This window comes from Bacteroides faecalis (assembly GCF_003865075.1).
GTDB lineage: Bacteria > Bacteroidota > Bacteroidia > Bacteroidales > Bacteroidaceae > Bacteroides > Bacteroides faecalis.
On record NZ_BHWB01000031.1, the window covers coordinates 21085 to 31876 of the forward strand.

Annotated in this window: 6 protein-coding genes; 5 read left to right on the forward strand and 1 reads right to left on the reverse strand. The window is 38.1% G+C overall.

Annotated features, from left to right (window positions below; genetic code table 11):
- The first annotated feature begins 52 nt into the window (after positions 1–52).
- The 5 genes from EJF25_RS26400 to EJF25_RS23485 all read left to right on the forward strand — a co-directional run bounded on the left by EJF25_RS26400 (position 53) and on the right by EJF25_RS23485 (position 6687).
- Positions 53–565 (forward strand): family 43 glycosylhydrolase, encoded by a 513-nt coding sequence (locus EJF25_RS26400; RefSeq protein ID WP_306308343.1) that lies wholly within the window; start codon positions 53–55, stop codon positions 563–565.
- 125 nt (positions 566–690) lie between these two features.
- A complete protein-coding gene (locus EJF25_RS23470) occupies positions 691–1794 on the forward strand; it encodes a glycoside hydrolase family 88/105 protein (protein WP_125043107.1) in 1104 nt (367 codons plus the stop codon).
- 264 nt (positions 1795–2058) lie between these two features.
- Positions 2059–3156, forward strand: coding sequence for a glycoside hydrolase family 88/105 protein (locus EJF25_RS23475; protein WP_125043109.1), 1098 nt, complete (start codon positions 2059–2061; stop codon positions 3154–3156).
- 609 nt (positions 3157–3765) lie between these two features.
- Positions 3766–5841, forward strand: coding sequence for an alpha-galactosidase (locus EJF25_RS23480; protein WP_125043111.1), 2076 nt, complete (start codon positions 3766–3768; stop codon positions 5839–5841).
- Between the two features lie 60 nt (positions 5842–5901).
- Positions 5902–6687 carry a sialate O-acetylesterase gene (locus tag EJF25_RS23485; RefSeq protein ID WP_125043113.1) on the forward strand — a complete coding sequence of 262 codons (786 nt, stop codon included), beginning with the start codon at positions 5902–5904 and terminating at the stop codon, positions 6685–6687.
- A gap of 204 nt (positions 6688–6891) precedes the next feature.
- Here EJF25_RS23485 and EJF25_RS23490 read toward each other — a convergent pair.
- A partial coding sequence (locus EJF25_RS23490) for a hybrid sensor histidine kinase/response regulator transcription factor (protein ID WP_148098110.1) occupies positions 6892–10792 on the reverse strand: 3901 nt, incomplete at its 5' end.

Consider the following 10792-nt stretch of genomic DNA (forward strand, 5'->3'; position numbering starts at 1 on the left):
GTATAATAATTAAAATTATAATTCACAGTTACAAATTTTAAATCAAAAGTACATGAGACCAACTGAACGATATATCTGGTCATTTATATTAATTATATTGCCACTTGCATTTTATGCTTGTGGTAGTGGCAATGACTCTTTGCCCCCTGGAAGTAACAGTGAGAAAGACAAAGGAGAAGCACCTGAAGCAATAGTAAATCCTGTTACTGATTTAAAGGCAGTTGAGACTCAAAAAGCAAACGAGTTACAACTAACTTGGGAAAAGAAACGAGGAACTATAACAGAAGGACCTTCTTTAATAAAAAAAGGAAATACTTACGATTTGCTTTATTCTGCTAATCATTATGAAAGCCAGGATTATGCTGTAGGGTATGCAACATCAAATTCTTCACTAGGTCCATGGAAAAAATACAGTGGAAATCCTATTTTGCGAAGAGATAAAGAAACTACCGATGGACTAGTCGGCACCGGTCACAAAGCCCCATTCGTATGTAAAGACGGAAGTTATAAATACATTTTTCACGCTCATGCCAGTTCCATCAGTATTGGTCCAAGAACATCTTAATATTAACGACCTTCATTTCTCGGATGACGGAATTATAAGTATTAGTGAAGAATTGATTAAACCGGTCATAGTAAAACAAAAAGTATCTGTACTCAATAATGTTCAATAAATAAAAAATTATTATCATGTCAAAAAAGTTATTTGTATTCGTATTTTTATTCCCTTTTCAATTGCTGTTGGCCCAATCCAGTCAATTAAGCGACTTTCCGAAAGGTTACACTCCTGAAGAAGTGGGCAAACGTTTGGCCTACCGTTTTGTAGATGGTAAACATGCGCTGCATGCCGGTAAATGGATTAGCTATCCGGAAACCTTTAATTGGAACGGAGCTCTTCAATTGGCTAAAATAACCAAGGATAAAAAACTCTTCAAACTCCTGGAGAACAAATTCGAGCCTTTGTTTACCACAGAAAAAGAGTTGTTACCGATCATGAATCATGTAGATTTGAACATGTTCGGAAGCTTACCTCTGAACCTGTATCAGATGACAAAGAAAAAGAAGTACCTGGAACTTGGTCTGCCTTATGCTGACACTCAATGGGAAGTTCCTGAGAATGGGAAGCCGGCAGAAAAGGAATGGGCCGACAAAGGCTACTCCTGGCAGACCCGTCTTTGGATTGATGATATGTATATGATTACCATCGTACAGACCCAAGCCTATAAAGTAACCAAAGATCGCAAGTACATTGATCGTGCAGCCAAAGAAATGGTACTTTATCTGGATGAACTGCAACGTCCCAACGGCCTGTTTTATCACGCTCCGGATGTACCATTCTACTGGGGACGCGGTAACGGCTGGATGGCTGCCGGTATGACTGAGTTACTACGTAACCTGCCTGAAAATCATCCGGATCGCCAACGTATCATGCAGGGATATCACACCATGATGAAAAGTCTGTTGGATTATCAGACCTCAAGCGGTATGTGGAACCAATTGATTGACCAGCCTGACTGCTGGGCGGAGACTTCCGGATCCGCCATGTTTACTTTCGCTTTCATCGTAGGTGTGAAGAACGGTTGGCTGGATGCAGAGGTATACGGTCCAGCTGCCCGTAAGGCATGGATGGCTCTGGTATCCTATATTAATGATAAGGGGGCTGTGAGAGAAGTGTGTGTCGGAACAAACAAAAAGAATAGTAAACAATATTACTATGACCGTCCGCGCAATACGGGTGATTATCATGGACAGGCGCCTTACCTGTGGTGTACGGTTGCACTACTGGAAAAGTAATTAATATACAGGAAAAAATGATCTAACAGATACTACTTAAAAGATAAAAATTCTATTAGTATTTCAGTTATATGATACGTATAAATAAAATTAAATCGATGCTCATAATTAATTCACATATAGAGTATCTGTCTAAGGGAACTTGTCGAAAGATCCTATCTCTCAACAAATACTAAAAAAGGAGATACTCTGACAAAACAAGTATGACAGATAGTGCTAACTAATTATGAATACTTATTAATCTTATTCAATAAACAAAAGACCATGACTAAAAATATATTTATATTATTGTTATTTCCTTTTCAACTATTGTTTGCTCAAATCGATATACTAAGTAACTTTCCGAAAGGGTATACACCGGAAGAAGTAGGTGAACGTCTAGCCTACCGTTTTGAGACAGAGTATATACTTCAAAACAGAAAATGGGTTAGTTATTCTGATATATTTACTTGGAGTGGTGCTATTCAATATGCAGCAGTAACCAAAGATAAAAAGTTAGCTAAACTTTTACAAAGTAAGTTTGATTCTTTATTCACCGTAAAGAAGAATCTTCTGCCTACCATGCGTCATGTGGATTGGAATATGTTCGGAAGCCTGCCTCTAACCCTGTATCAAAAGACAAAGAAAAAGAAGTACCTAGAACTTGGTCTGCCTTATGCTGACACTCAATGGGAAGTTCCTGAGAATGGGAAGCCGGCAGAAAAGGAATGGGCCGACAAAGGCTACTCCTGGCAGACCCGTCTTTGGATTGATGATATGTATATGATTACCATCGTACAGACCCAAGCCTATAAAGTAACCAAAGATCGCAAGTACATTGATCGTGCAGCCAAAGAAATGGTACTTTATCTGGATGAACTGCAACGTCCCAACGGCCTGTTTTATCACGCTCCGGATGTACCATTCTACTGGGGACGCGGTAACGGCTGGATGGCTGCCGGTATGACTGAGTTACTACGTAACCTGCCTGAAAATCATCCGGATCGCCAACGTATCATGCAGGGATATCACACCATGATGAAAAGTCTGTTGGATTATCAGACCTCAAGCGGTATGTGGAACCAATTGATTGACCAGCCTGACTGCTGGGCGGAGACTTCCGGATCCGCCATGTTTACTTTCGCTTTCATCGTAGGTGTGAAGAACGGTTGGCTGGATGCAGAGGTATACGGTCCAGCTGCCCGTAAGGCATGGATGGCTCTGGTATCCTATATTAATGATAAGGGGGCTGTGAGAGAAGTGTGTGTCGGAACAAACAAAAAGAATAGTAAACAATATTACTATGATCGTCCGCGCAATACAGGGGATTACCATGGACAGGCACCTTATCTGTGGTGTACGGTTGCGCTACTGGAAAAGTAACAGAATCATCCCATCATCATGTCTAGTTATTTAAAAATACACATAGACCATTTGTCAGGCATTAATAGTCAATTTATTGGCTATTAATACCTGAATCGTTGAGGATTAATAGCTGATATATTAACTATTAATCCTCAACAAATAAAAAAACAATAACCATCTTGAAGCCCCAGAAACGTATTATGCGAGTTTGTTTATGATCTTATTCCTGTCACTAAATAAAAAAATGAGGACGGAATAGCGAATGATGTGCTGATGATCCGTTTTCCTGCGAATATATCGCAGTTTACTTTATCAAACTAGCGCTGAAAGATGAAAAGGTGAAAGGATCACACTGACAAGACCTACTACAGGGTTCAAATAGTTGGATAGTCTGAAACCTACCAAGATGGAGCTTATCATATAAGGTTAAAGAAAAAGGGGAGTATATTTTATTATTTATCGATTCATATCTTTACATTTTTCTAAATGTTTTTGCTTTACTTTGCATTGTTGAAGCTAAAACTAATTTCATATGAAGACTAAAACCATGTCATTAAGACATCTTTGCCGCTATTTCATCTCAACTGATCATTTCCCATATAACTAACTATTAATATAATGTTCAGCATGAAAAGACAAACAGTTACATTAATAATGTTTTTTATAATTGCATCCACTTTCGCTCAAAAAACATGTTATTGCCAACAAAATGGAGACACACTAATCATTGGGAATGATCTGATTGAACGGAAATTTATCTGGAATGGTGGGAATTTAATGACATATAGTTTAAGTAATAAAGCAAGTGGTAAAATAGAACTAGTAACCTCACCCCTACCAGATTTCCTCATTTCCAAAACGGAGAAGACGGGCACTAACGGTCTATGCCGAACAGAAGCAGTAACAGCGACTGATATTCACCCTGCTTATCTAAAAGCGACAGTAACGTTCACCTTAGGTGCATTAGATATTCAAAGAATATATCGTATTTATGATCATTGCCCAGCAATAGCATGTGATACTTATCTGAAAGGAACAATGAATCGTATTTCAGGAGAACAGAATGAAAATTCAGCCGACCACAAAAATATAGAGTTTGCAGAAGACATGAAATCCAAGGCTGTAACTGCAATCTTAGACCAATTGAATTTTAAAGGCCAGCATTGGCATGCGAAAGCCGTAGAATTTTGGGATGTGACAGATTGGAATAATAATTTAGTAACAGAACGAAATGCCATTATCTATCGTAAAAACAATTATCGTGGAAACCTTTTTTTCGTACGTAACGGAGAAGATAATAACGGTTTCTTTTTTTTAAAAGAAGCTCCTTGTTCCAGTGTTCAGTTAGCGTATAAAGATGCGGACTTCATCGCTGAATTTGGAAAATTCATGATCACAGGATTAGGACTTACAGAAACAGATATCCGAGAAGATGAATGGACGCGAACATACAGTTGCGTAACAGGAGTATATACTGGAGATGAACTGGAAGCATTGACTGCATTACGTAACTACCAGAAAAACATACGTACCCATCTTCAAGAACGTGACGAAATGATTATGATGAATACTTGGGGCGATCGCAGCCAAGATACTAAAGTAAATGAAGCATTCTGCCTACAAGAATTAGAACGTGCAGCTAAATTAGGAATCACTCATTTCCAAATAGATGATGGATGGCAAACGGGAAAAAGTCCTAATTCAGCCACGGCCAAAGGATCTTTCAAGAATATCTGGGATAATAAAGACTACTGGAAACCTAATATAGACAAATATCCGCATGGATTAACCCCAATTGTTGAAAGAGGAAAAAAGATAGGCATTGAGATTTGTCTATGGTTCAATCCCAGTGTACAAAATGATTTTGCAGACTGGAATAAAGACGCAGAAGCACTGATCGGAATTTATCGTAAATACGGAATCCGAATTTTTAAGATTGATGGATTGACCATTCCCACCAAAACATCTGAAATAAATCTTCGTAAACTATTCGATAAAGTACTGGCAGAGACGGATAATAAAGTCATGTTCAATTTAGATGCAACAGCCAGCCGTCGTGGAGGTTATCATATGTTCAATGAATATGGAAATATCTTTCTGGAAAACCGCTATACAGATTGGAAAAATTACTACCCATATTGGACACTTCGCAACTTATGGATGTTAGCCAAATACGTACCGGCAGAAAAATTACAAATCGAATTTCTAAATAAGTGGAGAAATACACAAAAATACAGTAACGAACCATTTGCTCCGGCAAATTATTCATTTGAATATCTCTTTGCAACTACTATGGCAGGACAGCCATTAGCTTGGATGGAAGCTTCCAATCTTCCTGACGAAGCGTTTAAACTGAAGAAACTAATAGAGCAGTACAAAAAGCTACAATATAATTTTCATCAAGGAATCATTCTCCCTATTGGAGATGAACCTTCCGGACGCTCTTGGACAGGTTTCCAATCGATCTGCGATCAAGTAAACAAAGCTCCGAGTGGTTACCTCCTTATTTATAGAGAAGATAATGACCAAGATGAAACATGGATAGAAACTTGGTTGCCTGAGGGCAAAGAAATCATCTGTACTCCAGTACTTGGAAATGGTAAAACAATGAATAGTATAATTGGAAGAAAAGGCTCTATAAAAGTCACTCTTCCCCAAAAGAATGACTTTGTCATGTATCAATACCAAGTAAAGAAAAACTAATATTAAACTATAAGCACAAGAGAATTCACACTTGAATATAACTCCAAATAAAAAACAGATATGAATAAGACTCTTTATTTGTTACTATTTCTACTCTTCCAACCTTTGGCAATCTATGCCGGAGAAAAAGTAAAGCCATCCGATCTAGACATATATTTATGTATAGGTCAATCTAATATGGCAGGGCGTGCAGAACTAACTCCAGAGATAATGGACCCCTTGCAAAATGTATATCTATTAAATGACAAAGGAAATTTTGAACCGGCTTCAAATCCGTTAAATCGTTATTCAACAGTCAGAAAGGACCTATCAATGCAACGTTTAGGACCGAGTTATGCTTTTGCCAAGGAAATTGAAAGAAAAACGAAACACCCAGTAGGTTTAGTAGTAAATGCCCGCGGGGGAAGCTCCATAAATGCCTGGTTGAAAGGTAGCAAAAATGGGTATTATGAAAAAACCTTATCACGAATCCGAATAGCCCTGAAACAAGGAGGACGCCTGAAAGCTATTCTCTGGCATCAAGGAGAAGCCGATTGTTCGAATCCGGAAGAATATAAGCAAAAATTAATTCTACTCATTAAAAGTTTCAGGGAAGATCTGGGAATGCCTGAGCTTCCTGTTATTGTTGGACAGATTTCTCAATGGAATTGGACAAAAAGAGAAGCAGGAACAACTCCTTTTAATAAAATGATTAGTAAGGTTTCTTCATTTATCCCATACTCAGATTGGGTTTCATCCAAAGGAGCAGATTGCTACAAAGATGAAACAGATCCTCATTTTGGGACTAAAGGACAATTGCTAATAGGAAAACGTTATGCTAAGAAAGTATACAAGTTCTATAAATAAAATGAAGCTGTATCAAAATGATGATTAACTTATCATTCTGTCCTAAGAGAACATAGTGAAGAATCTTTCTTTTACTTAAATAAAGAGTAAATTCTTCGCTACGTTCAGAATGACAGAGTAAAATAAGAGCGATTATCAGTTTTGACACAGTTACACCTCACATTAACTCAAGACAGAGATTTCACATTCTAATAACATGCAAAATCATGATTCTTCAGAAAGCGGCGGCTGACCAATATAATCTTTAGGCAAAACACCATACTGAGCCTTAAAACATTTAGCAAAATAAGAAGAAGAACCAAATCCTACTTGTGAAGCGACTTCAGAAATCCGCGTACCACTTTTAATTAACTCGGCAGCACGATTCATACGAAGAGTCTTCAAGTAATCATTTGGAGACACACCAGAGAGCGCTTTTATTTTCCTATAGAAATTAGAACGGCTCATATGCATTTGCTCAGCAAGAGTATCTATAGAGAAATTTTCATCTGCTAATTGATCAGCAATCACTCCCTGTATTTTAGCAACAAACTCACAGTCCTTCTGAGACATCGCAAGATCTCTTGTTACAATAGAGTCTGCAGCTCCTACGGATAAGCTATTCATCAGTTTATAGAAAGACTGTCTCAATTTAAGAAGATTCTCAATCTGCATATGAAGCTGTTTTATTGAGAACGGTTTCTCAATATATACATCTGCTCCGGATTCAAGTCCTTCCACTTTAGATTCAAGAGTTGTTTTCGCTGTCAATAGAATAACCGGGATATGCGAATATTCAATATCGTTCTTTACCCGGCTGCATAACTCTAATCCATCCATTTCCGGCATCATCACATCGCTTACAATTACATCGACACTTTCCCGAGAAAGTACTTCCAGTGCCTCAATGCCATTAGTAGCTTTCAGTACACGAAACCAAACACTCAGTGACTCACGGGTCAGATTCAATAAATCGACATTATCCTCCACCAGCAACACAGTAAATTTCTTTCCAGAAAACTCAGAAACAGTTGCTTCACCATCCTCTTCCGATTGAGCTTCTATTATTTCAGCCTCAGGCTCTACGTTTACTTTCTCCAATGGAAGAGATAAAACAAAAGAGGAACCTCCACCAACAGCGTCTTCTACCCACAGATCACCATGATGAGCCTCAGCTAAAGATTTCGCAAAAGCTAATCCAATACCTGTTCCTACAGAAGCAACTTTATCTCCCGGCAGTTGGTAAAATGCTTCAAAGACCTTTATTTTTTGTTCATCCGGGACTCCCGGTCCATCATCACTTACAGAGATTCTTATATTTGTATCTGTCACAGACAATTTTAATTCCACATATGCCTGGGAATATTTTAAAGCATTTCCCATCAAATTGACCAGAATCTTACTGATCTTTTCCTGATCTATCATTGATACCAATTTATCATCAGGCAATACCAATTTTAATTCAAGCCCTTTCAGTTCCGCCGGACTAGTAAACTGGCTATAAACATCTTGCACCAATTCATTGATCGAACACCGTTTCTGATTCAATTGTAATGCTCCACTTTCCATTTTCTGGAAGTCAAGTAACTGATTGGTAATCCCCAACAGATAATTCACATTCTTATCAATGACAGAAAGATACTTAACATCCTTCCCTTCCCTCCAAGTTTCCTGCAACTTCTCAAGTGGAAGCCGAATTAAACTTAGTGGAGTACGTATCTCATGCACCAGATTTATAAAGAAGTTAATCTTCGACTTATATACTTCCTTCTCTTGCTTAACCTGATAATCCTCCATCTGACGTTTGTATTTGCGTTTGACATACCAATTCCAACGCCAGGCAATCAGATAAGTCAGTCCAAGCAACAAGAGGATATAAACAATATAAGCAACTGTACTTCGCCACCAGGGAGGAGTAATGATTATCCATAAACTAGTTGCTTTATCACTCCACTTATAATCGTTATTAGAACCACGAACCAGAAATTCATACTCACCAGGAGGCAAATTAGTATAAGATGCCATATAACTTTCCGAATTCATAATCCACTCCTTATCTACACCTTTCAATATGTATGAATAACGATTCTTATGCGGGTCTTCATAACTTAATGCTACAAAACGGATAGAGAAACTATTATATTTAAAAGGCAATACAACTTTACGAGCCATATATAATGGTTCGTTAAGCTGAAGTACCTCTTTTACAGTCTTATCATTAGGTAAATAGGGTAATCGGATATCTGTAACATAAACCGGAGGAATATAAGAATTATCTTCGAACTGTTCCGGTACAAAAGCATTGAAACCATTTATACCTCCAAAATAGATCTTACCATTAGAAGATTTTAAGGAAGACTGTGCTGTAAACTGATTTCCCTGCAAACCATCATTCACTGTAAACTGACGATAGCTGTCTTTAATAACAGGATTAATCTTAATCAATCCTATATTAGAAGATATCCAGAAATTACCTGACTGATCTTGTTCAATAGAATAAATCACATTATTAGGCAATATTTTATTCTGAGGATCAAAATTGGTAAAGTTCTCTTCTTTCGAGTTGAAAGCACAAAGTCCACCCCCATTCGTCCCAAACCACATCGTACCTCTCATATCCTCAAACAGACAGATGACAGAGTTACTGGAAATAGTAGTCGAGTCTTCGCGCTTATGCTGAAAATGTCTCCAACTATTATTGATTGTATTATTGAGGAAAACACCGTTATTGGAAGTTGCAATCCAAAGATTGTTATACATATCTTCGTATATATCAACTACGGATATCATCGAGCCAATGGTTGTAATAGTCAGGAAGTCATCACTCTCCGGAGAATAACGACATAACCCCCAACTTGTCCCGACAAAAATATTTCCTCGTCTATCCTTATACACACATAACACATCATTGCTACAAATTGTATTAGGTACTCCTCGTGAATGCGTATAATTCCTCGTCATCCCTGTACGCAAATCTATAACATACAATCCTCCGGCATATGTACCTACCCACAACTTATTATCATCAAGCAATAACGAACGAATATCTAATTTCAGATTCTTATCGCCTCCAATGGAATATTCAGATAACTCACCCGTCACAGAATCAAAAAAACATAAACCGTTACGTGTACCTATCCAGATGTTTCCTTCTTTATTCTCACAGAAAGGGCCTACCACTTTTCCTGCGCTCAGTACTCCGGGTAATGTAGCCGGTGAATAATAATCAAAGCGTTTGGACTCTTTCGGCATATAATTTACTCCACCTAAGTTTGTCATTACCCAAAGTGCACCTTCCGCATCCCACATCATCGCATTGATTGTCTGATCGCTTAAACTTCGTGAATCAAACGGGTTATCTCCTCTGCGAAACGTATTTGTAATACGATTAAAAAGATATAATCCATTATCCGTCCCCACCAATAATTCTTGCTCCGAATATTTCAACAAACAACGAATTGCCCCAAAGTTCAAAGAAGTAGTATAGTGTTCCAGTACCCCCGTTTGCTTATTCAAGTGGTACAGAAGATTAACATCCGCACCAACCCAGATCTCGCCATCCACATTCTGTACACAATTAATCTTATGACTGTCTGACGCATCCATAAAAGGTGAAACCTCATACGCCTGCAAGAACTTACCATTCTCATCGAAGCAAAGGAGTCCCTCTTGCAAAGAAGCCGTATAAATCAGCCCATCATTTCCAACACAAATATCCCAAAGAAAAGATGTCTGGGAACTATTCTGGATCAACACTTCTCTTTCGGGATCATAAATAAAAATCCCCTGTCCTAAAGTTCCAATCCAAATTTTCCCATCCTTTGCTTTTATTACTTTCTTCACTTCACTACTTACAGACACTCCGTAACTAGTTGTACTATTGAATCTGGAAAAACGACCGGTCTCCCGATCATAAATATAAAGTCCCGAATTAGTACCGACCCAGATTCTCTGCCCGTCTTCAAAAAGAGTTTCTACAAAATTGCTTTCCAAAGAATAATCTTCATTCAATGCATTGCGGTAAACTTTATTCCCCTGTCCGTCATATCGATTCAGTCCATCACTGGTACCCAACCAAATAAAGCCATAACTATCTTGAATAGCACACCATACCGTATTATGAGAT

Coding starts and splice junctions, on each gene's coding strand:
- EJF25_RS23475 (WP_125043109.1), top strand. CDS start 2,059: ATGACTAAAAATATATTTATATTATTGTTATTTCCTTTTCAACTATTG.
- EJF25_RS23480 (WP_125043111.1), top strand. CDS start 3,766: ATGAAAAGACAAACAGTTACATTAATAATGTTTTTTATAATTGCATCC.
- EJF25_RS23485 (WP_125043113.1), top strand. CDS start 5,902: ATGAATAAGACTCTTTATTTGTTACTATTTCTACTCTTCCAACCTTTG.
- EJF25_RS23470 (WP_125043107.1), top strand. CDS start 691: ATGTCAAAAAAGTTATTTGTATTCGTATTTTTATTCCCTTTTCAATTG.
- EJF25_RS26400 (WP_306308343.1), top strand. CDS start 53: ATGAGACCAACTGAACGATATATCTGGTCATTTATATTAATTATATTG.